Source organism: Streptomyces sp. 378, from assembly GCF_030124145.1.
Classification (GTDB): Bacteria; Actinomycetota; Actinomycetes; order Streptomycetales; family Streptomycetaceae; genus Streptomyces.
This window is the reverse complement of record NZ_JASKMS010000003.1, coordinates 234,787-258,165: the sequence shown is the minus strand read 5'-3', so window position 1 is coordinate 258,165 and position 23,379 is coordinate 234,787. Positions and strand designations below refer to the sequence as shown.

At 71.0% G+C, this 23,379-nt stretch carries 22 protein-coding genes and 3 pseudogenes; 11 read left to right on the top strand and 14 right to left on the bottom strand.

All coding sequences use genetic code 11. From position 1 onward, the window contains the following. Window positions 1-6: 6 nt before the first annotated feature. A complete protein-coding gene (locus tag QNO09_RS06375; RefSeq protein WP_283969054.1) occupies window positions 7-288 on the bottom strand; it encodes a metal-sensitive transcriptional regulator in 282 nt (93 codons plus the stop codon). Window positions 289-362: 74 nt separating this feature from the next. Here QNO09_RS06375 and QNO09_RS06370 point away from each other — a divergent pair, with 74 nt between their 5' ends. The 3 genes and pseudogenes from QNO09_RS06370 to QNO09_RS06360 all read left to right on the top strand — a co-directional run. Continuing rightward, the gene (locus tag QNO09_RS06370; protein WP_283969053.1) at window positions 363-926 is read left to right on the top strand and encodes a rhodanese-like domain-containing protein; all 564 of its coding nucleotides are present in this window, start codon (window positions 363-365) and stop codon (window positions 924-926) included. A gap of 202 nt (window positions 927-1,128) precedes the next feature. Beyond that, a complete protein-coding gene (locus tag QNO09_RS39860) occupies window positions 1,129-1,641 on the top strand; it encodes a hydrogenase maturation protease (RefSeq protein ID WP_502962251.1) in 513 nt (170 codons plus the stop codon). After that, window positions 1,590-1,880 (top strand): annotated as a pseudogene (locus QNO09_RS06360) (acetate--CoA ligase family protein); the annotation flags it as partial. The gene QNO09_RS39860 and the pseudogene QNO09_RS06360, both read left to right, overlap by 52 nt. Before the next feature lie 148 nt (window positions 1,881-2,028). On the opposite strand, the gene QNO09_RS06355 reads toward QNO09_RS06360, so the two are convergent. The 4 genes from QNO09_RS06355 to QNO09_RS06340 form a co-directional block, all read right to left on the bottom strand. After that, window positions 2,029-2,934: a universal stress protein gene (locus tag QNO09_RS06355; protein WP_283969052.1), complete on the bottom strand. Its 906-nt coding sequence runs from the start codon at window positions 2,932-2,934 to the stop codon at window positions 2,029-2,031. Window positions 2,935-3,237: 303 nt separating this feature from the next. Then, complete coding sequence (locus QNO09_RS06350) at window positions 3,238-4,308, bottom strand: zinc-dependent alcohol dehydrogenase family protein (RefSeq protein ID WP_283969051.1); 1,071 nt, start codon at window positions 4,306-4,308, stop codon at window positions 3,238-3,240. 178 nt (window positions 4,309-4,486) lie between these two features. Then, on the bottom strand, window positions 4,487-6,865 hold the full coding sequence (locus QNO09_RS06345; protein WP_283969050.1) for a glycoside hydrolase family 65 protein: 2,379 nt from the start codon (window positions 6,863-6,865) through the stop codon (window positions 4,487-4,489). A gap of 161 nt (window positions 6,866-7,026) precedes the next feature. Further along, a complete protein-coding gene (locus QNO09_RS06340; RefSeq protein WP_283969049.1) occupies window positions 7,027-7,899 on the bottom strand; it encodes a universal stress protein in 873 nt (290 codons plus the stop codon). 805 nt (window positions 7,900-8,704) lie between these two features. Here QNO09_RS06340 and QNO09_RS06330 point away from each other — a divergent pair. Further along, window positions 8,705-8,830 carry a hypothetical protein gene (locus tag QNO09_RS06330; RefSeq protein ID WP_283969198.1) on the top strand — a complete coding sequence of 42 codons (126 nt, stop codon included), beginning with the start codon at window positions 8,705-8,707 and terminating at the stop codon, window positions 8,828-8,830. Beyond that, window positions 8,827-9,285: a Crp/Fnr family transcriptional regulator gene (locus tag QNO09_RS06325; protein ID WP_283969048.1), complete on the top strand. Its 459-nt coding sequence runs from the start codon at window positions 8,827-8,829 to the stop codon at window positions 9,283-9,285. The genes QNO09_RS06330 and QNO09_RS06325 overlap by 4 nt, the downstream gene beginning before the upstream one ends. A 170-nt stretch (window positions 9,286-9,455) precedes the next feature. Here QNO09_RS06325 and QNO09_RS06315 read toward each other — a convergent pair. The 3 genes and pseudogenes from QNO09_RS06315 to QNO09_RS06305 all read right to left on the bottom strand — a co-directional run. After that, a pseudogene (locus QNO09_RS06315) lies at window positions 9,456-9,698 on the bottom strand (CBS domain-containing protein); the annotation flags it as partial. A 235-nt stretch (window positions 9,699-9,933) separates the two neighbouring features. After that, a complete protein-coding gene (locus tag QNO09_RS06310) occupies window positions 9,934-10,590 on the bottom strand; it encodes an OsmC family protein (protein ID WP_283969047.1) in 657 nt (218 codons plus the stop codon). 128 nt (window positions 10,591-10,718) lie between these two features. Next, on the bottom strand, window positions 10,719-11,606 hold the full coding sequence (locus QNO09_RS06305) for a pyridoxamine 5'-phosphate oxidase family protein (RefSeq protein WP_283969046.1): 888 nt from the start codon (window positions 11,604-11,606) through the stop codon (window positions 10,719-10,721). Between the two features lie 584 nt (window positions 11,607-12,190). Here QNO09_RS06305 and QNO09_RS06300 point away from each other — a divergent pair. Next, window positions 12,191-13,114 (top strand): universal stress protein, encoded by a 924-nt coding sequence (locus tag QNO09_RS06300; protein WP_283969045.1) that lies wholly within the window; start codon window positions 12,191-12,193, stop codon window positions 13,112-13,114. A gap of 240 nt (window positions 13,115-13,354) precedes the next feature. After that, window positions 13,355-13,960: a dihydrofolate reductase family protein gene (locus tag QNO09_RS06295; RefSeq protein WP_283969044.1), complete on the top strand. Its 606-nt coding sequence runs from the start codon at window positions 13,355-13,357 to the stop codon at window positions 13,958-13,960. Between the two features lie 671 nt (window positions 13,961-14,631). On the opposite strand, the gene QNO09_RS06285 is transcribed toward QNO09_RS06295, so the two are convergent. Next, window positions 14,632-15,684, bottom strand: a complete 1,053-nt coding sequence (locus QNO09_RS06285) for a class I fructose-bisphosphate aldolase (protein ID WP_283969043.1) — start codon at window positions 15,682-15,684, stop codon at window positions 14,632-14,634. A gap of 256 nt (window positions 15,685-15,940) precedes the next feature. Between QNO09_RS06285 and QNO09_RS06280 the strand changes: the two genes are divergently transcribed. Further along, window positions 15,941-16,828 carry a universal stress protein gene (locus tag QNO09_RS06280; protein WP_283969042.1) on the top strand — a complete coding sequence of 296 codons (888 nt, stop codon included), beginning with the start codon at window positions 15,941-15,943 and terminating at the stop codon, window positions 16,826-16,828. Between the two features lie 4 nt (window positions 16,829-16,832). On the opposite strand, the gene QNO09_RS06275 is transcribed toward QNO09_RS06280, so the two are convergent. After that, the gene (locus tag QNO09_RS06275) at window positions 16,833-17,858 is read right to left on the bottom strand and encodes a 6-phosphofructokinase (RefSeq protein ID WP_283969191.1); all 1,026 of its coding nucleotides are present in this window, start codon (window positions 17,856-17,858) and stop codon (window positions 16,833-16,835) included. Window positions 17,859-18,371: 513 nt separating this feature from the next. Here QNO09_RS06275 and QNO09_RS06270 point away from each other — a divergent pair. Together QNO09_RS06270 and QNO09_RS06265 are read left to right on the top strand one after the other, a co-directional pair. Then, entirely contained in the window at window positions 18,372-18,830 is a 459-nt protein-coding gene (locus QNO09_RS06270; protein ID WP_283969041.1) for a hypothetical protein, read from the top strand. 70 nt (window positions 18,831-18,900) lie between these two features. Then, entirely contained in the window at window positions 18,901-20,493 is a 1,593-nt protein-coding gene (locus QNO09_RS06265) for a multicopper oxidase family protein (protein WP_283969040.1), read from the top strand. Window positions 20,494-20,545: 52 nt separating this feature from the next. Here QNO09_RS06265 and pspAB read toward each other — a convergent pair. The 3 genes and pseudogenes from pspAB to QNO09_RS06255 form a co-directional block, all read right to left on the bottom strand. Continuing rightward, window positions 20,546-20,706, bottom strand: a pseudogene (gene pspAB / locus QNO09_RS39670) (PspA-associated protein PspAB); the annotation flags it as partial. 66 nt (window positions 20,707-20,772) lie between these two features. Continuing rightward, window positions 20,773-21,051 carry a PspA-associated protein PspAA gene (gene pspAA, locus QNO09_RS06260; RefSeq protein WP_283969039.1) on the bottom strand — a complete coding sequence of 93 codons (279 nt, stop codon included), beginning with the start codon at window positions 21,049-21,051 and terminating at the stop codon, window positions 20,773-20,775. Further along, complete coding sequence (locus QNO09_RS06255; RefSeq protein ID WP_283969038.1) at window positions 21,048-21,824, bottom strand: PspA/IM30 family protein; 777 nt, start codon at window positions 21,822-21,824, stop codon at window positions 21,048-21,050. Before QNO09_RS06255 ends, pspAA begins: the two co-directional genes overlap by 4 nt. Window positions 21,825-21,998: 174 nt before the next feature. Here QNO09_RS06255 and QNO09_RS06250 point away from each other — a divergent pair, with 174 nt between their 5' ends. Next, complete coding sequence (locus tag QNO09_RS06250; RefSeq protein WP_283969037.1) at window positions 21,999-22,526, top strand: DUF6448 family protein; 528 nt, start codon at window positions 21,999-22,001, stop codon at window positions 22,524-22,526. 128 nt (window positions 22,527-22,654) lie between these two features. On the opposite strand, the gene QNO09_RS06245 is transcribed toward QNO09_RS06250, so the two are convergent. Next, entirely contained in the window at window positions 22,655-23,332 is a 678-nt protein-coding gene (locus QNO09_RS06245) for a hypothetical protein (RefSeq protein WP_283969036.1), read from the bottom strand. Between the last annotated feature and the right edge of the window lie 47 nt (window positions 23,333-23,379).

Genomic DNA, 23,379 nt, shown 5'->3' with positions numbered 1-23,379 from the left:
CTGGCGTCAGGCGAGCGACAGGAAGAGCTTCTCCAGCCGCGCCCGCATGTCCTCGCGATCCTCGGAGGCCGCCAGGTCCCCGTCGGTCAGGCACTGCTGGAGGCCGGTGGCGATGATCGCGAAGCCCGCCTTGTCCAGCGCCCGGGACGCCGCCGCGAGCTGGGTGACCACGTCCTCGCAGTCGCGTCCCTCCTCGATCATCTTGATCACACCGGCGATCTGGCCCTGAGCCCGACGCAACCTGTTGACCACCGTCTTCAGTTCCTCAGCCGCCATCGCCAGTTCCATGACCCACACTCCTTCGGATACCCCCATGGGTATCGTACCGAAGGGGTGACGTACAGAGAGCAGAGGAAATTCCCGTGGCACACACCGCCCTCACCCCCGACCAGGCCAGCGCCCGCCTTCACGAGCTGACCGTCATCGACGTACGCACCCCCGGCGAATACGCGACCGGCCATCTGCCCGGCGCCCACAACGTCCCCCTCGATCACCTCGACGCGGCCCTGACCAGCCTCAAGACGGCCGCCGAGCGGGGCGACCTCCTGGTCGTGTGCGCCTCGGGCGCCCGTTCCGCCGAGGCCTGCCGACGGCTGGCGGAGGCGGGCGTCCCGGCTGCCACCCTCACCGGAGGCACCAGCACCTGGACGCAGCTCGGCCACGACGTCCACCGCCCCGTCGGTATGCGCGCGCCCTGGCCGATGGAGCGCCAGGTGCGCCTGACCGCCGGGGCCCTCGTCCTGGCAGGCCTGTTCGCCGGACGGCTTCGGCCCGGGGCGCGCTGGATCTCCGCGGGCGTCGCCGGCGGCCTGGTCTTCTCCGCCGTCACCGACACCTGCGGCATGGCCCGCCTGCTCGCCAGACTCCCTCACAACCGGCCCAGGGCGACCGACCTCGACGCCACTCTGGCCGCGCTGAGCGACTGACATACCTGTCGCCGTGACCACCGGGCGGCCCACCTGCCCGGGCCGTCGCCCGGATGAACCTGGATGGCCGCCCGTAGCAACGCACGCTGCCCCTGGTCGGCCATGTGCCCCGCAAGCCGCCACTCGGCGGCGGCCGGCTCGCCGCGGATCCGTCGACTCCGGCGATGACAGGCGCAAAGACGACGGGCACCTCCCGAGTCCGATGTGCTCCTCACGAACCGGCGTCACGGACCGAGGCCGACACCGTGCAGGGCCGGGCCGACCGGTCCCCACGCCCGGTCTCGGTCGGCACGGACAGCCCCGCATGCGGGCGGTCCGGACCCCCGATGAGGGCCGTTCGGTCCTGGAGCGGCGGTCGGGCGGGCGCCACCGTGGAGTCATGCGGTCACCTGCGCGGATCGCCGTCATCGGCGTCGGAAACGAGTTCCGGCGGGACGACGGCGTGGGCCGGGTGGTCGCCGCGCGCCTGCGGGAACGGGCCGAGAACCAGGCCCTTCCGCCGGGCACCGTGGTGGAGGCCTGCGACGGTGACCCGGCCCGTCTGATAGGGCTGTGGGAGGGCGCCCGGCTGGCCGTCGTCGTGGACGCGGCGCACGCGCACCCGGGGACCGCGGGCCGGATCCACCGGATCGAGTTCGACGCCGCGCGCCTGGGACACCCGTCGACCACGCGGCGCGGCTCGCCCCGCTCACCGACCAGGACGTGCACGACCTGATCACCGCACCGCGCTGCGCGCCGCTCCTCTTCGGGCGGGAGGGCACCGGCCCGGTCGATCTCCCGGGGCTGGAGCGGTTCCTGCTGCGGCTGTCCCGGATGGCGAGCGACCTGCCCCAGCTCGCGGAAGCGGACTTCAATCCGCTCCTCGCCCGGCCCGAGCACGTCACCGCCCTCGACGCGCGGATCCGGCTGCTGCCACGTCGCGCCCACGACCCCTACCTGCGCCGGCTCCGCTGAACGTGCGGGTCCTGCTCCTCGCGGCGCAGGCCGTGGGGAGCCGGCCGTCAGGGCATGGACATACGTCCCCGACCACGCGGCACACGTGAGAGGGGGCGGCCTCGCGGGCCGCCCCCTGTCGTGGGCCTTCGGACCATGCGCCGTGCCGTCAGCGGTGTGCCACCACGGCGACGGGGGCGGCGGCGTGGTGCAGCACGGCATGGGCGACGGGCCCGATGTGCACGCCGAACCGGCTGCGCCGTATCCGCCGGCCCACGACGACCAGCGAGGCATAGCGAGAGGACGCCACGATCTGGTCCGCCGCACTGCCGGCGCGGGAGGCCTCGATCACCTCGACGGCCGGGTACTTGTCCCGCCAGGGGCGCAGTGCCTCGGTGAGCTCGGCCGCATACTCACGCGCGAGTGCGTCGTACACACCCGCATGGGCCGGCAGACCGTAGACGTGGTGGGGCGGGGGGTTCCAGGCGTGCAGGACGCGCAGGGCCGTCCGGCGACGGGCGGCCTCCTCGAAGGCGAACGCGAGGACCGTGTCGTCGGGGCTGTGGGTGTCGAGTCCCAGCAGCACCGGACGGAACCGTGTGGCCGCTGACGGGATGCCGGCCGGGTCCATGGCGTGCTCGTCCGCCGCCTGTTCCCCGGACCGGACCAGTACCACCGGTACCTCGGTCCGCGCGATGACGGCCTGGCCCACGGAACCGACCAGGAACCCACCGATCCCGCTCAGCCCGCGGGAGCCCAGGACCACCAGTTCGGCGTCCCTCGCGACGTCCACCAGGACATCGGCCGGTACACCGGTCACCTGGACCGCGGCCACGTCCACTCCCGGGTGACGCGCTCGCAGCCCCTCGGTGGCCCCGCGCGGGATCCGCTCGCTCCAGTGCCGCAGGGTCTCCGTGCCGAGCAGCGGTGCCTGCGCCATCCGTTCCGGGACCGGCTCCCACACGTGCACAAGCCGCAGGGACAGCCCGCGCGATGTCGCCTCACGGGCCGCCCACTCCGCGGCCGCCCGGCTCTCGGACGAGCCGTCGAGGCCCACCATGATGTAGCGCACCATGCTGTCCACCTCCTGAATCGGTATCCGTCTTCAGGTTCGTGCCGAGGAGCGGCGCGGGGCAGGGGTCACAGGTCCCGGCCTGGGACCGTTCGGCCCCGTCCGTCGAAGAGCCACGGTCGCACCGCGCGCAGGGCGCCCCGTCAGGGGCACGGCCCCACGGTGAGGAACCCCGGCAGCCGCGGCCGTCCGGTGTGATCACCCCGGTGCGGCGTACTCGGCGCACGCGGTTGCATCAGGCCGGGCCCGGTGACCGGTGTGCCGCTCACGGCCTCGGACACCTGACCCGACCCGCGGGTGGCATGGTCAGGCCGCGGGGACGGCCAGCTCGTCGTGCCGCTGTCCGCCGAGCACGACCTTGAGCGCGCCGGTGTCGGCGGCGTGGGCGAAGACCTCGTAGGCCTCCTCCATCTGGTCCAGGACGAAGGTGTGGGTGACCAAGCCGGAAGTCGATACACGGCCGGCGGCCGCCATCCTCAGCAGTGTGGGCGTGGAGGACGTGTCGACCAGGCCGGTGGTGATGGTCACGTTCTTGATCCACAGGTCTTCGAGGTGCAGGGTCGCGGGCTTGCCGTGGACCCCGACATTGGCCACCCGGCCGCCCGGCCGCACCATGCGGGTGCACATCTCGAAGCTCTCCGGCACTCCGACCGCCTCGATGGCCGCGTCGGCACCGATCCCGCCGGTGAGATCGGCGACGAGCTGCTCCGGCTGGTCGCGCACAGGAGCGACGGCGTCGGCACCGAACCGCCTGGCGGCCTCGAGCCGGGAGTCGGCGAGATCCACGGCGATGATCCGCTCCGGGGAGTACAGCCGCGCGGTGAGGATCGCGGCGAGACCGATCGGTCCGGCGCCGACGACCACGACCGTGTCGCCGGGCCGCACACCTCCGTTGATGACGCCCACCTCGTAGGCGGTCGGGAAGATGTCCGCGAACAGCACGGCGTCGTTGCTCTCCAGTGCGCCCGGCAGCGGATGCACGGACAGATCGGCGTGCGGCACGCGGACGTACTCCGCCTGGGTCCCGTCGATCAGGTGGCCCAGGATCCAGCCCCCGCCGCCCCGGCACTGGCCGTAGGCGCCGTCCCTGCAGAAGCGGCAGCGGCCGCAGGCGGTGATGCAGGAGACCAGGACCCGGTCGCCCGGCCGGACGGTGCGCACGTCGCTGCCGGTCTCGACGATCTCGCCGACCGCTTCGTGCCCCAGCACCGTCCCGGGGGGCACCTCCGGCACGTCCCCCTTGAGGATGTGCAGGTCCGTTCCGCAGATGGTGACGGCGTCGACCCGGACGATGGCGTCGGTGGGATCCTTGAGTCCCGGATCCGGGACATCCTCCCAGGCGGACTGCCCGGGGCCGTGGAAAACGAAGCCCTTCATAGCCGTTCCTCCTCGATCTCCGGCCCTTCGTTGTTCGTCGGCGGATCTCTGGGGCGGGCACGGAGCGCATGGGAGATGCCCCATGGATCCATCTTCGACCAGAGTGGCGGCCCTCGCTTGGGCCGGGTGGCCCTGAGGCAGGGCTGGGTGTCCGCGTGGGTGCGCCGCCGGCGCGGACTCACGCGTGCCCGTCGGCGAGCAGCAGCCGGCTCGTCTCCCCGGGGCCGACACAGACGGTCCGGTCGGGCAGTCGTACATCGATCGGCGGGCCGCCGGACGGCGGGACGGTGATCTCCAGCCGGCCACTCTCCAGGCGCAGCCGTACCCCCCAGTGCCCCTGGTACTGCAGCGAGAAGCCGTACGACGACAGCTCCGGCAGCGGCACGGGGTCCAGCCAGAGCGCCCCTTGCCGCGTCTCCAGCCCCGTCAGCCCCCGTTGGACCAGGTCGAGGGTGCCGGCCATCGCACCGAGGTGGATGCCCTCACCGGTGGTGCCGCCCTGGAGGTCGGCCACGTCGCCCCTGAGGGCCTCCTGGCAGAACGACCAGGCCTCGCTGCGCCGGGCGCGCGCGAGGATCCAGCCGTGGACGAGACCGCTGAGGGTGGAACCGTGGCTGGTGCGGGCCAGGTAGTAGTCGACGGTCCGCGCCCAGGTCTCCTCGCCGACGCGGTAGCCCAGGCGCTGGAAGAGGCCCTGGAGTTCGTCCGGCGAGAAGAGGTAGCCGAGCATGAGCACGTCCGCCTGTTTGGAGGCTTTGTAGCGGTTGACGCTGTCGCCCTCCGCCTCCAGGATCCGGTCGAGTCGCCGGATGTCGTCGTAGCGCGTCCGGTAGCCGTCCCAGTCGAGTTCGGCCAGCTCGCCGTACCCCTCGAACTGGCTGATGACGTTGTCGTGGAACGGCACGTGAAGGGTGCGGGAGACCTCCTCCCACTGCTCCAGTTCGCCGCTGTCCAGCTCGGCACGTTCCACGAGTTCGCGCCGGCGGGGTGTCGGCAGATCGCGCAGCACCTCCAGTGTCCGGGCGAGCACCCAGGCGGCCGTGACGTTGGTGTAGGCGTTGTCGTCCAGGCCGGGCCGCTCGGCATCGGGGTACGCCTCGTGGTACTCGTCGGGGCCGACCACGCCCCGGATACGGCACCGGCCCGACCTCTCGTCCCAGGTGGCCGAGTCGGCCCAGAAGCGCGCGATCTGCACCAGCATCTCGGCGCCCTTGGTATGCAGGAACTCGGCATCGCCACTGGCCTCGCAGTACTGCCACACGTTGTACGCGATCGCCGATCCGACGTGGTGCTGGAGGTGCGTGTGGTCCGGCAGCCAGCGGCCCGAGCGGGGGTTGAGGTGCAGCCGCTGCGTCTCCTCACGTCCGTCGCTGCCGCTCTGCCACGGGTACAGCGCCCCGCGCCGGCCGATGGCCCGGGCCGCGGCGCGGGCCCGGTCCAGACGCCGGTGACGGTAGTGGAGGAGGGCGCGGGACACCTCGGGGAAGTGCAGGTTCAGGTACGGCAGGACGAACAGTTCGTCCCAGAAGACATGGCCGCGGTAGGCCTCGCCGTGCAGCCCGCGGGCCGGCACGCCCACGTCCAGGTCGGCGGTGTGCGGGGAGAGTGTCTGCAGCACATGGAACAGGTGCAGGCGCAGGATGGCCCCGGCTTCCCCGGGGACGTCGATCTCGGCCCGGCGCCACAGCTGGGCCCACGCCGTCAGGTGCGACTTCAGGAGCGCCTCGAAGCCGGGCGCCGCGCTCACCCGGTTTACCGCGGCCTGCAGCGGATCGCTGATCGCCGGGTCGCGCGAGGTGTGCAGGGCCACCGTCTTGTCGACGGCGGCGGCGCGGCCCGGTTCCAGAACCAGCCTCACCCGTTGCACGGCACGAGAGTGCCGGTGGGTCTCGGTGACCGGTGCGCCACAGGTCAGCCGGGCCGCCATGCCGATCCGGATGTCCGACGTGCGGGTACGGCAGCGCAGCCATACCGTGCCGGGCGCGGCGGTGCCGGTGTGCACGTGGGTCAGATGGCGTCCTTCCAGGCCGCGGTAGCGCTGCACACCGCTGTTGGTCACGTCACCGTCCAGCGCCGCCTCGACCTCCAGCTCCATGGTGTCGCCCTCCACGGTGAACTCGGTGCGCAGGGCCGCCAGATGCGGATCGGCCATGTGCACGAGCCGCTGCTGGCGTACGGACAGCACCTGTCCGTCGTCCAGTCCGTATCGGGTCACGCGTTCGAGGAGACCGGTGTCCAGGTACAGCGCCTGCCGGTGGGCGAGTACGGGCGCGGTGTCCGGCGTGAGCCATTCACCGCCCGGGCGCCGGAAGCGGAGCGGCAGCCAGTTCGGCAGGTTGACGATGTCCTCGTTCTCGACCGGGCGTCCGGCGACCACGGAGGTGAGCCGGTTGTAGCAGCCGGCCGCGTAGGTGCCGGGATAGTGCACGTCGTCGGCGGCACACTCCGGCAGGGCGCCGCGTGTGGCGAAGCGTCCGTTGCCCAGCGTGCACAGTGACTCCCGCAGCCGTTCGTCCGCGGGGTCGTAGCCCTCGTACTCCCAGGTCCAGGCCGTCATGCGGCTGCCCCCTTCGCGGCTGGGAGATGGGTGCTCCGGATGAGACTCCTGCTGGACCAGTGTGGCCCTGCGCGGGCCGGCTCCGGCCTCCCGCGACACGTCGTCGTTCGTGTCGCGGGACGCCGGAGCGCTCATCCGCGCGTCTCGGGCCGTCCCGCGCCTCAGACGCGCTGCGGGACGACGGCCACCGGGCAGGCCGCGTGGTGCAGCAGGGTGTGGCTCACCCGGCCGAGCTGGAGGCCGAAGTGGCCGGACCGGCGCCGTGCGCCGACAACCACCAGGTCGGCAGCCTCCGAGCGGTTCACCAGCACCTTGCGGGCCGGCCCTTCGATCGTCGCCCGCTTCACCCGCACGGCCGGATGATCGACCGCCACCTCAGCGATCAGCGTATCGACCAGGTCGGAGGCCCGCGCCTCGTGCTCCGCGGTCTCCTCGGCGGGAGCGGACTGGTCGGCGTCCTCGTGCGCGGGACGACGCCAGGCCCGGACGACGTCGAGCACGCATGCGCGCGCCTCGGCCTCCCGGAAGGCGAACCGGACGGCCTCGTGGCTGGTGTCGGGGTCTCCGGCACCGAGCAGGATCCGGCGATGGGTCCCGGCGAGACCGGCCTTGTCACCCCGGACCACGATGACCGGGCAGTACGCACGAGCCGCGACGGCGAGGCCCACCGAGCCCAGCAGGGCTCCCTTGAGCTCTCCGCGGCCGCGCGAGCCGGTCACCAGGGCGGAGGCGTTGTCACCCTCGCTCAGGAGGGCGGACACCGCTTCGGCGGCCACCGCCTCGACGGACACCTTCACCTCAGGGTTGAGCCGTCGGACGCGTTCCTCGGCGGAAGCCACGATGTGCCGCGCCATCACCCGCTCCGACGGTCGCTGCAGACTCAAGGACGGCAGCGCACCCTCGTAGCGCTCCCACAGGGAGCCGTAGACCAGACGCAACGGCAGACCGTGGCGTGCGGCCTCATCCACCGCCCAGTCGACGGCCAGGATGCTGCCGTCGGACCCGTCGACACCAACGACCAGGGGCAGTTCCATGATTCCACCGCCAATCCTTCGGGCTGCCACTCGTGCAGCAGGGGTACTACTGTCACGGTCGCACTCCGGCGCCTTCGTCGGCAGGGGCGGTTCGGCCCCTGCCGGGGCCGTTCGGCCCACCTGACCGGCCGGCATGTCATCAGCCTGCGTACCCCGTCGGGCGTCCGATGCCCTACTGAGCTCGGCCGACGGGTCGGGCGACCGGGCCGGTCGGGACCGGCCGGCCCCTGCCGGCCACGCCCTCCGGGTGGTGTGCTGGAAGTGGGTGGTGTGCTGGAAGTGGCGGGAAGGACGTGATGAGACGCGGGGAAGCGGCCTCGCACCGCCCACCGCGCAATCGGGATCCGCGAGAAGCGGATGTCCTTCCCGTCCTTCGTGCGCGGGGCCCGGGGGCACCCACAGGGCCCCGCACACCCGATGAGGCCGAAGGGCCCTACGAGGGTGCCCGGGCGGCCCGTCGTGCCGCACCCCCTGGTGGAGCAGGCTGACATCAGGGGACCGAGCAAGGACTCGGAGGGGTGATCATGACGAACAACCCGGCAACCGGCGTCCTGGACAGGGACGGACTGAGTGCCCTGGTCCAGGTCCTGGCCGCGCGGGGACGCACGGTGATCGGTCCGGCGGTCCGGGACGGTGCGATCGTCCTGGCCGAGATCGGGTCCGCCGACGATCTTCCCTTCGGCTGGGGCACGCGGGTCGAGGCCGACCGTTACCGCCTCGTGCCGCGTGCCGACGGTGCCGTGTTCGCCTATACGGCGGGCCCACAGTCCTGGAAGACGCAGCTGGTACGAGCAGCTCCGGCTGCGTGGGCTGCGGGCGCTGCGTCACCTGGTGCCCGGTCGGCATCGACATCACCGAGGAAGCCACGGCGCTGCACGACGAACGCGTCGGCCGCCTGCGGCACGAGAAGCAGAAGGAGACGGAACGATGACCTCCCCCACCACTCTCCCCATGGCTCTTCCGGCCGAGCACCGCGACCGGCTGATGCGCCTCGCCCGTGAGGTCTCCTTCGAGGCCGGGACGCGCCTCTTCGAGGAGGGCCGCCGCGCCGACCGGTTCTGGATCATCCGGACCGGGACCGTCCTCCTCGACCTGCATGTGCCCGGCCGTCGCGCCGCCGTCATCGAGTCCCTGAGCCATGGCGAGCTGCTCGGCTGGTCCTGGCACTACGCACCGTATGTGTGGCAGCTGGGGGCCGAGGCACTCAGCCCCGTGCGGGCCTGGGAGTTCGACGCCGATGCCGTACGGGCCGCGTGCGCGCAGGACCCGGAGTTCGGACGGTCGATCGCCACCTGGGTCGGCCGGGTCGTGGCACACCGGCTGCAGGCCTCGCGGATACGTCTGCTCGACCTGTGCGCCCCGTACGGGAGCGGGAGCCCGGCATGACCGACATCCCCGTCCCCCATCTGGTGACCGGCGTGCGGCGCGAGACGGCCGACACGGTCAGTCTCACGCCGGCGCCCGCCGGGCAGAAGGCTCTCGAACCCTTCACCCCGGGCCGGTTCGCCATGGTGTACGCCTTCGGGGTCGGGGAGATCCCCGTCTCGGAGGGTGTCCAGGCCCGCCGGAGGCCGGGCCCGCGGTCCCCGCTCGGGGGCGCTGTCCCGGAATTCCTCCTTGCGCAGCAGATCGGCCTCCGACACGACGCCGACCACGCGGTTACCGGTGTCGATGACGGGCAGGGCGCTGATACGCCGCCCTTCCAAGGTGCGCACGATCTCCTTGAAGGCGGCTCCGGCGGCCAGCGCGACGACCGTGCGGGTCATCACGTCGCTCACGGTGTACACAGAGTCGTGCATGGACGACCTCCCACCTGTGGCATGGCTTCGCGACACTTCCGGCCTCGCCCATGCGCCCCCGTACCGTCTTGGGCCGGTCGGCCCTGCCTCTCGTCCACCCGTAGGCCCGACGACGGGAGATGACAGGGGGCTCGGCGCGTGGGGCTCGCCCTTCGGCACGACGGTCGCCACCACGGTGCCCTCGGGGAGTGCGATGTCACCGAGGGGACGCCCCGCGGCGATTCGGCTCCGCTGGCTATTCGATGCCGGCACCAGGCTGCTCCGCGATCTCGTCCTCGGTGTCGCACCGGACGTCCAGTGCGATCTCCGGAGCCTGGGCCAGTGTGTTGGTGACGGTGCAGTGCGAGACCACCGCGCGCAGCGCCGCCAAGCGCCGCGGCTCCAGAGTGGGGACGTGTACGGCCAGCGAGAGGGCCGCCACACGTGCGGGCCTCTCCTCGGCCATGCGGAACTCCGCGCGGACGGACAGGCCGTCCCGGCCGACGCCGTGGCGGTCGAGGAAGCGCCCCGCGTAATGGGCGGCGCAGGAGGCGACCGCCGCCACGAAGAGCTCCACCGGCGTGGGCGCGGTGTCCTTCCCGCCGTCGGGCAGCGGCTGGTCCACGGTCAGAACGTGTCCGCGTACCCGTATGTCGAAGGCGTCGCCGGCGATCGGCACCACGTCGACCACGCCGGGCCGAGCGGCCGGCTGCGGATCCACCGCGGCGGCCTGGAACAGCAGCAGCCCGGCCAGTCGCCGGGCCTCCTCCGCCGTGAGCGACGCCCACAGCTCCCCCTCGTCGTGTGGCGTGAAGGCGGTGTCGAGGACAACGCGCCCCATCGAGGTGGGCAAACCCTGCGGGGCGAAGCGGGTGACGTTGATGTCGCGCCCGCAGCGCGTTCTCATCTTCATGTCGGCTCCTCTGTCGGCTGATCCGCCTCCACGGCCGGACACGTCCAGTGCACCGCCCGTCCGCCGGAGCGCTCGGGGGCCGAAGGGCCTCAGCTTGTGTGCCGAACGTCCTCAGGTCGGCTGTGCGCTCACGCGTCGTCGGCGGGAGCGATGCGCCGCCCGGTCAATCGGTCGATGCCGATCGACACCCACAGCGCGCGTCCCCCTCCGGCCCACGGAACCGTGTGCGCCCGATCGTCGAGTCGGCGTACCGCGTCCGGGTCGCTGACCGCCCGTGCGCGGCCCGTCACCAGCACACTCCAGCCCTGGCTCATGGCGTCGTCGACATGGTCGACCTCGAACGCCACATCACTGCCCACCGCGGCGGCCGGCCCGGAACCGGGCGCGGTGCGGAAGACGACGGCCTCGTCGACGACGTCGTAGTTGACGGGGAACACCACCGGACCGTGCGCCGTGGTCAGCGAGACGCGCCCGACACCGTGTGTCGAGAGCAGGGCCCGGCACTCCTGCTCGCCGAGCTCCCGCAACCGGGGGTGGAGCAGCGCCTGTCCCTGCCCGGGAGGCCGTTCCTGATCGCCACCCTGGAGTGCGAGGAGTGTGGTCCCGAGGGCGTCGGCCAGGCGCAGCAGGGTGCCGAGGCTGGGGTCGGAGGCGTGGGTCTCCAGGTAGTTGAGGTACTGCGGGGACATACGGGCTCGGCGGGCGGTCTCTTCCAGGTCGAGGCCCTGCCGTCTCCGTTCCGCTGCCAGGCGGCGGCCCACGTCGCCGGGCCGCCGAGCGGGCTCGGGCCCGCTCGTCCCGGCGTCGGTGTCCTGCGCGGAAGTCTGCCGCCCGCCCTGCTGGATGTGAGCGTCCGGGCCGGGGAAGACCAGCGTGACATCGCCGGTGTCCGACCAGCGCACGTCGTACGGCGGTGTCCCGTCCTCGTGGTGAAGGCCGATGATCTCCCCGTCGCGCCGGACGACGCCGGTCGTCGGGCTCTCGACGATCAGACGGTCGCCAAGGTGGGCGTGCATGGCCGTGCCCTCTCCGTCGACTGCTGTCTTCCTCCAGCATCACGCGGGCGTCCGGCCCCCGCACCAGGGACCGAAGGTCCCTCCGACCGGGGACGTGCGGTCCCCGTGTTCTGTCCGAAGGCCCTCAGGTCACAGGCGTGTCCGGGGAGCAGGCCGAAGGTGAGAGGCCATGCCCGGGACCGACGGGCCGAAGCTCGCCGCGGTCGGTCGCGGACCGGAGGGAGCGTCATGCGGCACCGCACGATCGGAGAACTCATGACTCGGCGTCGTACGGGTACGACCGGACACACCGTTCAAGAAGCTGGCTGTGCCACGGTGTCGACGGCGTGGTGTCCGTGGACGCGGACCCGACCTGCCGTGTCGACGGAGCACCGGAAGCAGGTCCGAGCGGTTGAATCCGCCGACCGCCGCGCGTGGGACGCCGTTGGCAGAGGTTGGGGTCCCTTCGGGGGCGTACCGGTGGATGAGCCCGCTGCCCCGGCGGAGGTGAATGATGGAAACAGCCCAGGGGCGGCCGACAGGCTCTCGGATCCAAGGAGGAGCGATGACGTCCCAGGGCCTCTCCAGGAGGAAGGAGCGCCACCATGACGAAGCCGGTGGTGGTAGTGGGAGTCGACGGTTCGCCGTCGAGTCTGGACGCGGTCGACGCGGCAAGCCGTGAGGCCGATATCCGTGGAGCGGAGCTGCGCCTGGTGCACGCCTTCGGACGGCCGTCCGCACACCTTCCGGTCGGCGTGCCGCCGTGGAACCCCGCTGGGGCAGGGGTGCGCGAACTGCTCGACGGCACACTGGCGGCGGCCGAACGGCGGGCCCGCGACCTGGCCCCCCACGTGGACATCACTCGCGACGTCACCGTGGGAGAACCGCTGATGGTGCTCGAGATCGCCTCGCGCACGGCCTCGCTCGTGGTGGTCGGCAGCCGTGGTCTGGGCGCGTTCAGCCGCCTGCTGCTGGGCTCGACGTCCGCGCACCTCGCCGCACACGGCCACTGCCCCGTGCTGGTGGTACGGGGGCGGCCGAACCCGACGGGCCCCGTCCTCCTGGGGGTCGACGACTCGGCCGCCTCCGAAGAAGCCGTTTCGTTCGCCTTCACGGAGGCGTCCCTGCGCGGCGCGGACCTCACGGTGCTGCACGTGTGCCGGACCGGGAGTTCGGACGGCTACGACGGCCCGGCCGATCCCCCCTTCGTCACCTACGACGAGGGGCACCTGCGGGAGAAGGCCGAACACGTTCTCGACGCGGCACTGGCCGGCCGGCGGGAGGGGCATCCGAACGTCACGGTGCGACGCAGGCCTGTGGTCGGCAGGGTGCGGCACACTCTCATCGACGCGAGCGCGGACGCGCAGCTGCTCGTCGTCGGAGCGCGGGGCCGGGGCGGCTTCACGGGCCTCCTGCTGGGCTCGGTCAGCCAGGCTGTCCTGCACCACGCGCGATGCCCGGTCACGGTGGTCCGTCACCGGGGCGAGGACCCCGCAGCGGCCGGAGGCAGCGCAGGGGAACGCCCGTAGACCGCAGCGGGCAGCTGCGCCCCGAGCGTGTGATCACGGTGGACAGCGAGTGCCCACCAGACGGGATCGCGTAGATCCTCGGGGCCGTTCGCGGGTGGGGCTGAGCCTCCGAAGCAGTGCCGCTCCGCCGACCTGATCGGCTGCGGCGTCATGGGTTTTCTCGCTACCCCACAGCGCGACCGATGAGTTTGCGGCTCCCGGCCGGTCCAAGCTCGTGACACTCCAGGAAAGGACACCGCCATGTCGGAGCTTCTCGTCGACTTCATCACCTCCCTCGACGGCTACGCATCGGGAGAGGGATGGCCCGGCTTCTGGGGCCTCGAAGGCCCGGAGTATCTCGCATGGCTCGGCGAGCAGCCCGAGGCCACCTACCTGATGGGAGCGAACACCTACCGCCTGATGTCGGGCTTCGCCGCAGGCGAGGTCCCGAAGGGCCAAGACGAGTTCAGGCCCGAGGAAGAGGCGTCCGTCGACGAGCTCACGCAAGCGTCCAAGGTGGTGTTCTCCTCCTCACTCGAGGAGCCACTGACGTGGGCCAACTCCACGCTCGTCCGCGACGACGCCGTCGAGGCGGTCCGCGCCATGAAGTCGAGTGGCTCGGGACTCCTCAGCACGATCGGCAGCCTCAGCCTGTGCCGGTCCCTGCTACGAGCCGGACTCGTCGACCGCTTCCGGGTCGTGATGTTCCCGGTGATCACCGGGGCCACGGGCGAAGAACGCATCTACGACGGCTATCCGGACGTTGCCCTCGAGATGATCGGGCACCGCACCTTCGACGGCCGCATCCAGCTGGTCGAGTACAAGCCCCGCGTGCTCGAGCACCCGCCGCTCGGCGGCCCTGCGTGACGTCGCCCCGTCCGCCGGTCCGGACGGCCGCCAGGCCGGCGCCGACGGGCGCGGGGCAAGACCCGACAGGGGGCGAACGGCCGACGCCAGGACACCCGGTCCATTGTCTCTGTGCGGCGGGACTTGACGCCGCAGCAGAACAGGCACGGATCCCGTGATCATGTCGGTGTCGAAGCCAGCTGATCACGAAGAGGCCGCTGCCTGCCCGTCATCTTCACCCATCCTTGCCCGTCCTGACCGAAGTCAGTGTGCTGCTGACCCGGCGACCGATGATCCGAGGCGGCCTAGTCGCGCAGGACAGCGGACGGCACGCCCTGGTGCGGGGCAGTCGGCACTTCGGCACCCCTGTGGCATACCCGGAGGGACTCTTGCCGCAGCCTTGAGGGCCATGGGCCCCTACCACGACCTCCACCGCCCCGCCGGCATCCGCGCACCCTGGCCGATGGAACGGCAGGTCCGCCTGGCCGCCGGGCCCTCGTCCTGTCGGCCCTCCTCGCCGGACGGCTCCGCCCGGGGCGCGGTGGATCTCCGCAGGTTTCGCCGGTGGCTTGGTCTTCTCCGCGGTCACCGACACTGCGGCATGGCCCGCCTGCTCGCCAAGCTCCCGTACCACCGGCCCAAGGCGACGGACCTCGATTCCACTCTCACTGCGCTGGGGCGCCGTTTGCTGGTCAGGCCACGGTGACGTCGTCGTCGAGGTAGACGTCCTGTACGGCGTGGAGCAGCGCGATGCCCTCTGCGGTGGGACGCTGGAAGGCCTTCCTGCCGGTGATGAGGCCGGTGCCTCCTGCCCGCTTGTTGACCACGGCGGTCCGTACGGCCTGCGCCAGGTCTCCTTTGCCGGCCGACGCACCGCCGCTGTTGATGAGCCCGACGCGTCCCATGTAGCAGTTGGCCACCTGCCAGCGCGTGAGGTCGATCGGATGATCGGTGGTGAGCTTGTCGTACAGACGCTCGTCGGTCCTGCCGAAGCCCAGCGCGAGATAGCCGCCGTTGTTCTCCGGCTGCTTCTGCTTGACGATGTCGGCCTCGATCGTCACACCGAGGTGGTTGGCCTGCCCGGTGAGGTCGGCCGACACCGAGTAGTCCACGCCGTCCTGCTTGAACGCCGGGTTGCGCAGGTAGCACCACAGCACGGTGAACATGCCCAGCTGATGGGCGCGCGCGAATGCCTCGCGGGCTTCCTGCAACTGTCGGTCCGACTGCTCGGAGCCGAAGTAGACGGTGGCGCCGACACCGGCCGCGCCCAGGTCGAAACACTGCTCGACATCGCCGAACATGACCTGGTCGTAGTGGTTCGGGTAGGTCAGCAGCTCGTTGTGGTTGAGCTTGACGATGAACGGGATCCGGTGCGCATAGCGCCGTGACACGGCACCGAGCACACCGAGCGTGCTCGCGACCGCGTTGCAGCCGCCCTCGACGGCAAGTTCGACAATGTTCCCGGGGTCGAGATAGCGGGGGTTCGCGGCAAAGGCGGACGCCGCCGAGTGTTCGATGCCCTGGTCGACCGGCAGGATCGACAGGTGTCCTGTTCCCGCCAGACGGCCATGGTCGAAAAGAGACTGCAGGTTGCGCAGGACCCGGGGGGAGCGGTCGGACACGGCCACGGCCCGCTCCACAAAGTCGGGGCCTGGAAGCACCAGGTCTTCCTTGGGGATCCCGTGAGCGGTGTGGGCCAGCAGGTCATCGGCCTCATCACCCAGCAAGCCTTGGATGTCGGTCATCGGCTCGCCTCTCCGGTCGGTCGGGAAATACGACGTGGGACAGGTGGCACCCGGGTTCCCCGGACCACCGGGCTCATGTGACACGGATCGCCCTCAGGCCGAGCACCGCGACGGGGCAGTGCCGGGCGGCCGGAGCAGGGTGTGGCTTCAGGGATCCGGCCCGGGCGCCGGAGCGGTCCCGCCGTGGAACAGTGGAGGAGAGGAGTCATGGGCCCATGGCGCCCGCGAAGGTTCGGGCCGGACGAAGGAGGCCAGGATGCGTCCCCCTGTGCTGGTGGGCATCGACGGGTCCGAGCGCGCCACGGCGGCGGCCGACTGGGCGGCCCTGGAGGCCGCGCTGCGCGGCGTTCCGCTGCGACTGCTCCACGCATCTCCCCAGCTTCCCGGGAGCGTCGTGCCGGGCCCGGCACTGGACCGGTTGCGGGAGATGGGCGTCCAGTTGGTCCAGCGGACGGTTACGGAATTCGCCGACCGTTACCCGGACCTGGAAGTGGAGGGCGAGCATGTCGATGGCTCCCCGGCCGGCGCCCTCCGCAGCGCGGCACGTGATGCCGCACTCCTCGTTGTCGGCACCCGCGGAACGGGCGGTTTCGAGGGGCTGGCGGTCGGCTCGGTGGCCCTGCGGACGGCGGCAGTGGCCTCTTGCCCCGTCGTGCTCGTCCCTGACCGTTCCGGCACCTTCGCCGATGGGGCGTCCGCGGCACGCCGCACTGGCCAGGTCGTGCTGGGGTTCAACGCGCAGCGGCCGGTCGGTGAGGCGGCCGACTTCGCTTTCTCGGCCGCCGAGGCCCGCGCGGCACCTCTGCGCGTGGTGCAGGCCTGGGCCCTTCCCGTCGAGTCCGTCTCACCCCGCATCCTGGTGGTGACCGAGGAGGATCGAGCCACCTGGGAGGATCAGGAGGTTCTGCGGCTCTCTGACGCCCTGCGTCCGTGGCAGCAAAAGTACCCGGGTGTGACGGTCGGCTCCGATGTCATGCTGCTCCACCCAGCGGAAGCACTCCTGAATGCCTCCCGGGGTGCGGGCCTGCTCGTCGTGGGGCGCCGTACCGAGCCGCAGGCGGCCGAAGGCCGACTGGGCCCGGTCGCCCACGCCGTACTGCACCACGCCCGCTGCCCGGTCGCGGTCGTACCGCACGCCGGATGACGGATCAGCCGTAGAACGCCTCGAACTCGTCGTACAGCGACGGCTCCACCACCTTGTTCTCCGCTGTGGCTTCCGTGAGGGGCACGCGGACGATTCGCGTGCTCCGCAGGGCGACCATGCAGCCGAAGTCCCCCTCCTTGACCGCGTCGATGGCGTGCAGCCCGAAGCGGGTGGCCAACCACCGGTCGAAGGGGCTCGGGGTGCCGCCGCGCTGGATGTGGCCCAGGACCGTGGTGCGGGCGTCCTTCTCGGTGCGTGCGGAGATCTCCTGGGCCAGCCATTCACCGATGCCGGACAGCCGCACATGACCGAACTCGTCCAGAGACTGGTCCTTGACGATCATTTGCCCCTCTTTGGGGGCCGCCCCTTCGGCCACGACGACGATCGGCGCGTAGTTGATCTGGAACCGGCGTTTCACCTGCTCACACACCTGCTCGATGTCGAACGGCCGCTCCGGGATGAGGATCACGTTGGCGCCGCCGGCGATGCCGGCGTGCAGGGCGATCCAGCCGGAATGCCGTCCCATCACCTCCACCACAAGGGCACGCATGTGTGACTCGGCGGTGGTGTGAAGGCGGTCGATGGCCTCCGTCGCGATACCGACGGCGGTGTCGAAGCCGAAGGTGTAGTCGGTACCCGAAACGTCATTGTCGATGGTCTTCGGCACGCCGACCAGATTGATCCCCTGTCGGCTGAGCTCCGTGGCCGCCCCCAGCGTGTCCTCCCCGCCGATCACGACAAGCGCGTCCACATCATGCGCCGCGAGCGTGTCCCGCACTCGTCGCAGCCCCTCCTCGTGCTTGAACGGGTTCGTGCGGGAGGACCCGAGGATGGTCCCGCCGCGGGGAAGAATTCCCCGAACGCTGGAGATGTCGAGTGGAACGACGTCATTCTTGAGCAATCCGAGCCAGCCGTCCCGCACACCGACGAAATCGAATGAGTATTCCTGGACGCCTTTGCGGACGACGGCGCGGATCACGGCGTTGAGGCCGGGACAATCACCGCCACCGGTCAGTACTCCGACCTTCATGGGTCTTCTCCCATCCGATGCACACCCTGTCCGATCGCGGCCCTCGTCGCGACTCGGGACGGCTGCCGGGGCACGTGGATCGCCGCCTTCCCTCCAGCCTCCCCCGGTTCCGTCGACGGTGGCCACTCGGCGAATGCAAAACCGCAGGCCCCCCTGTGTGGTGACCGGGTGACACCGACGCAGGCATGAGGCACCCGGCCTCCCCGAGAAACGAAGTGCCTCGCGCCGACGAGCAACACATGCGGCCACAAGGACGATCGTCTTTCCCGGTTGCACAAGGGTCGAGGGCAGGGTTCGACGACCACATCCGGCACGGCGTCCGCGACGCGGTCCGCGACGACGAGGCAGAGGGCGAAGCCGAACTCGACGACCCCACCTCGACCTGCGTCGCACGCTACGACTGCGACCGCCTCCACGACGACGAGCCGGTCAAACCCCATGGGGGTATATTCGCAACCAGTGAGCCCCTGCCACGGGGCGCTGCGGAGACAAGTCCGAGCGGAGGCGATGGCGATGGCGACAGTTCGCGCCAGTGCCATTCGCTGCGCAGGCGGCGCCGTCATCGCCCTGCTCGCCGCTCTGGCCGTACTGATCCATCACGAGACGGCCGCTGTCCCGGACGCCCCGGCGCAACACGCCACGCACTCCACGCACTCCACGCACATCGGGCATGCCATGCCCGGCATGGCGTCCTCGTCCGCTGCCGCGGCACGGCAGGTCTCCGACCTCACTCACGCGGACCGGTTCAGTACACCCGCCCCCGCGCACGGCGTCGACGGCAGCACCTGCGCCGTTCCGGGCATGCAGCACTGCACCGCCGGAAACGTCGAGGTACTCAAGCTCCCCATGCCGCCGCAGGGCACTCCGGTGCAGTCGGCCGACCCGTACCAGACCGAGCCCGGCCCTCGGCCCGCCGGCACGGTCGGCCGCGCGCCACCCGACCTGTCGGTCCTCTCCCGACTGCGCATCTAGGCCGCGACCACGGCACCCGTGTGCCGTCCTCGCCGCATCCCATGCCAGTTCGAAGAAGAGGACTCACATCGTGAACAGCATCAACCGCCGCTCCATCCTGCTCGCCGGACTCGGCGCCGCCGGCGCGGGTGCACTCGCCGCCTGCACCGACTCCGGCAGCGCCCCTGCCCTGGTCAGCCCATCCGGTTCCGCCGTCGCCGCCACGGAGAAGAGGCGGGGCGGCACCGGCAGGCAGCGCAAGACCGCACTGACCGCCGCGCCCGCCAGGGTCGACCTGGGCGGCGGCGTCAAGGCCAACACCTGGGCCTTCGACGGCCGCACCCCGGGCAAGGAGATCCGGCTCTCCGCCGGGGACACCCTGGTCGCCGAACTCGCCAACCAGCTGCCGGGCAAGACCACCACCTCGATCCACTGGCACGGCATCGCCCTGCGCAACGACATGGACGGCATGCCACCGGCCACCCAGGCCGCCGTCCGCCCCGGCTCCACCTTCACCTACCGGTTCGTGGCCGACGCCCCGGGCACGTACTTCTTCCACCCGCACGTCGGCGTCCAACTCGACCGCGGCCTGTACGCCCCGCTGATCGTCGAGGACCCGCGCGAGCCGCTGGCGTACGACGACGAATGGGTGGTCGTCCTGGACGACTGGGTCGACGGTGTCACCGGCACCCCCGACGAGGTCTTCGCCGAACTCAGGCAGGGCATGGGCGGCATGGACATGGGCGGCAGCTCCGGCTCCGGCATGGAGGGCCACGACATGCACTCCACGGGGAAGGCCGGCGATCCATCCCCGTCGGTCTCAGCCACGTCGGGCGGGATGTCGTCGACATTCATGCTCATGGGCGCGGAGAGCGATCTGCTGGGCGGCGATGCCGGCGACGTGAAGTACCCCTACCACCTGGTCAACGGCCGCGTGCCGGACGACCCGGAGGTCTACACCGGCAAGCCCGGCCGCACGGTGCGACTGCGGATCATCAACGCGGGCAGCGACACCGCCTACCGGGTCGCCCTCAGCGGCCACAAGATGACCGTCACGCACACCGACGGCTTCCCCGTCCAGCACCGGCAAACAGACGCACTCCTGATCGGCATGGGCGAGCGCTACGACGTGCTCGTCACCCTTGCTGACGGCGTCTTCCCCCTGGTCGCCCTGGCCGAGGGGAAGAACACCAGCGGGCTGGCCCTCGTGCGCACGGGCTCCGGCAGCGCGCCCACTGCCGCCGTACGCCCGAGGGAACTCAACGGCACGGTCATGACCGCGTCCAGGCTCCGCGCGGCCGACGACGTGCGACTGGAGTCCGCCACGGCCGACGTGACGCACCGGATCGAACTCACCGGCGGCATGATGCACTACAACTGGGCCATCAACGGCAAGCCGTTCGACATGGCCGATCCGGACGCCAACGTCATCCTGGTCGAGGAGGGTCGGCGAGTCCGGCTGGACTTCGTCAACACCACCACCATGTGGCATCCGATGCACCTGCACGGCCACACCTTCCAGCTCGGCCGCTCCGGCCCCCGTAAGGACACCGCGATCGTGCTGCCCAAGAAAAAGCTGTCCGTGTTCTTCGACACCGACAACCCCGGCCAGTGGATGCTGCACTGCCACAACGCCTACCACGGCGAGGCCGGGATGATGACAAACGTCGCCTACCAGGCATGACCCCCACTGGCCGGACGGCGCGCCGCTCGCGTGCCGTCCGGCCACATGAGCAGCCGTAGTCGTCGCGACTGAATTCCACGGATATATCGCTGCGTTCGGGGTCGGCGTCCAGCAGGTCCCGTACGTCCTGCTGGTCTTCAGCGAAGGTACCGCCGTCGATGCCGGCGAACGGACCGAACCCGCTCCGGTCGGGGTGAAGCCGATGGCCGCCTTGGGGCAGGCCCATCAGAGGCCGGGCGGTGAGCTGACGGTTGGGCTCCAATCGGCCGCGCATCGCCGTCACCCCGGGATGAGGCCCTCGTCGGAGAGCAGCTCCCGCACCTGTGTGAGGCTGGTGTGCTCGTCGGGCAAGACCAGGTCGGACGGCGTGATCGTCTCGGCCGGCAGGGGCGTGCCATAGCTGCGTACCGCGTCCAGCAGCGCCGACAGGGCGGTGGCGAACAGCATGTCGTCGTCGGCGTCGGCCGCGGACTGCAGAGCGGCATCCAGCTCGTTGAGCCGGTCGAGGTGATCTTCCGTGATCTCGTACTGGCCCTCGCCGAGAATCCGCATGATCATGATGTCCCCTCCTGGTCCGGCGGGCCCTGCTCGGCGCTCTTGCCTTCTACGGCCGGCGGGGTGGCGGACGCGGGGAGCTGGGCTTTCATCCGGGCCAGTTCCCTGTCCACGTCCTGGCCCGCGGTGACGCGTTCGAGTTCGGCCTGGATGTCGTCGCGGCCGGCGGGGAGGGTGGCGTCCTCCAGGGCGCCGGAAGCGAGCAGTTCATCCAACGCACCGGCACGGGCCTGTAGTTGCTCGGTCTTGTCCTCGGCGCGCTGCATGGCCAGGCCGACATCGCCCATCTCCTCGCCGATGCCGGTGACGGCCTCGGTGATGCGGGTCTGGGCCTCGGCCGCGGTGTAGCGGGCCTTGATGGTCTCCTTGCTGATGCGGAAGGTGTCCACCTTCGCCTGGAGGCGCTGTGAGGCCAGGGTGAGTTTCTCCTCCTCGGCCTGCAGCGTTGCCTGCTGGGTCTGGAGGTCCGTGAGCTGGGAGGCCACGGCGGTGCGCCGGCTCAGGGCTTCGCGGGCGAGGTCCTCGCGCCCGGCGGCGAGCGCCTGCTGGGCCTGGCCCTCCAGCTTGCCGCCGGACTGGCGCAACTGGTTGATCTGCAGATCGATGCGCTTGCGGCTGGTGGCCACGTCCGCCACACCGCGTCGTACCTTCTGCAGCATCTCCTGCTGCTGGGTATAGGAGTAGTCCAGGACCTCGCGCGGGTCTTCGGCCTTGTCCAGGGCCTTGTTCGCCTTGATCCGGAACAGGGCGGCTATGCGGTGGGCGATGCTGGTCATAGCGGCCTGCCTCCTCTCGATCGATGAGGAATCAGCCAAGCCATGCCTCGTCTGCGGGGCACTTCCAGACTCCGGCGACGTGGTCCGGGCCGCAAACCGGTCGGCGGTCGTCACTCTCCCGCTCGCGCCTGGCGGGTCGATGATGGAGGTGAGCCGCAAAGGAGGTGACCGGCGATGCCACCGCACTGTGATTCTCTTGACGGTCCCGTCGTCACGGCCGCGCGTAAAGCCCTGGAGGGCAGGGATGTCGACCAGATCCTGCCCTACGTGCCCGAAGAAGGGGAACGAGAGGTCCGTGAGGCGTTCAGTCTCACAGCCAAGGCGCGCACGTTCGGCCGGGAGGCGCAGGAAGTGGCCGACCGCTGGTTCTTCGAGACGGTCGTCCGCGTACACCGCTCCGGAGAAGGCGCACCCTTCACGGGGCTGAAGCCGGCCGGGCTCGATGTCGGGCCGGTGATCCCGGTTGCTGAGCATGCCCTCGACGTCGGCTCCACGGACGAATTGACCGAGGCACTCTGCGGGATCATCCGTGAGCAGGTCGAAGAGCGTCACGGCCGGGCCATGGCGCTCAAGAAGCATGCCGCGGAGGGGGTGGCTGCCGCCCGCGCATTCGTGGAGGCCAGCCTCGGCGTGCAGGTGTGGGCGCACCACGTGTACAAACAGGCGATCGCCGTCCCGCACGCACCAACCCGGCACTCCTGACGAAACGACAGTCCGGACCCGCCTGCCGTGTGAAGTCCGGCGCAGAGGACGGCGCGCGTATCGCCTGTCCCACGAGGACCGGCGCGAGGTCGTTCCTCGGTTGCGCTGCCACTGCGTCCTCCCCGCATTCAGGCCGTCGCACTGACACGCGTGCGCAGGTTGCGGAACTGGCGGGTTTGCATGATCAGGTGAGCGGGCTCCCAGAACAGCATGTCCATGGTCCGGGTGAGGGGCCGCGGGCGGCTGCGACCGCTCGCGCGGACGATGAGGCGGGTCCTTCCGCCGGGCTCCGGCCGGAGGTGGAAGCCCCATATCGAGTCGATGTACGCCTTGGGCAGCGGCTCGTACCGCACGTCGAAGGGGCGTCCCGAGGGGAGTTTCGTCTGCGAGCGCAGCACCAGGGTCCGCTCCGGTTCCAGGACCGCGACGGTGAACCAGGCGTCGCCGCTCGGCAGGGCGTCCAGGTGCTGGTCCTGCTCCAGGTGCTGCCACTCCGGGACGATGCGTTCCGCGCTGGGGCGTCCGCCGTTGTCCAGGCGGTCCCAGCTGTACCAGCCGCCGCGGTTGCAGCCCATCTGTGCCAGCCAGGGCCAGACCTCTTCGGGCGGCGCCGGCAGGGTCGTGGCCATGGTCGAGGTGCCGTCGGCATCGGGGATGAGGCCATCGCCGGGGAGGCTGCGGTCGGCTTCGTCGTGTGTCGTGCCCCAGGTCAGCACCCGTGGCCGCAGGAAGACGGCGTACAGGGCCAGCATGGCGGCCGCCACACCGAGTGGGCGTCGCCCGGCCCCGGGCCGGTGCTCGCTCATGTCTTCAGCCTCGCAGCTCCCTGTCAGTCCCACCACAGGAACTCGGC